Origin of the sequence: Nonomuraea antimicrobica (assembly GCF_039536965.1) — a bacterium.
Classification (GTDB): domain Bacteria; phylum Actinomycetota; class Actinomycetes; order Streptosporangiales; family Streptosporangiaceae; genus Nonomuraea; species Nonomuraea antimicrobica.
In genome coordinates this window covers 1-618 of sequence record NZ_BAAAZP010000251.1, presented here as the reverse complement: position 1 = coordinate 618, position 618 = coordinate 1, and the positions used below count along the sequence as shown (strand labels likewise).

Below are 618 nucleotides of genomic sequence, written 5' to 3'. Positions count from 1 at the left end.
AGGCCCGCCACGCTCGTGCAGCTCTGGAGGCGTTAGCCGTATGCCTGGACGGCGAGGCGGCGGCCAATTCAACGTTCCGGCGCAAGCGGATGGTGTTCCATCACGCCCTGGAATACGCCTTCGAACTCGGTGAGGTCAGTGCGAACCCGCTCGATCGGGTCAAATGGAAGCCTGCGAAGACGACCAACGTGGTGGACCGGCGCGTGGTCGTCAATCCCCAGCAGGCGCGCACACTCTTGGCAGCCGTGCCCCGTGTCGGGCGTACGCGCGGGCGGATGTTGTCGGCGATGTTCGCCTGCATGTACTTCAGCGCCCTGCGCCCGGCCGAAGCCCAAGGACTGCGCAAGAAGGACTGCGTCCTCCCAGCCGAAGGATGGGGACAGGTCACAGCAACCAAGACCCGACCGCAGAGCAACAGTCGCTACACCAACTCCGGCCGTTCCTATGACGTCCGGGGTCTCAAGCATCGGGAGGAGAAGGAAGACCGCCCGGTACCGATCCCGCCGGAACTGGTCGTCATGCTCCGAGCGCACATCGACACCTTCGGCACCGCGCCCGATGGGCGGCTGTTCTTCACCCGCGGCGGCGGTACGTTCTCGGGTTCGGCCTACGCGAAGG

Annotated in this window: 1 pseudogene; it reads left to right on the top strand. The window is 65.9% G+C overall.

The annotated features are described in order from the left end of the window. Positions 1-618: pseudogene (locus ABD844_RS52170) on the top strand (tyrosine-type recombinase/integrase); the annotation flags it as partial.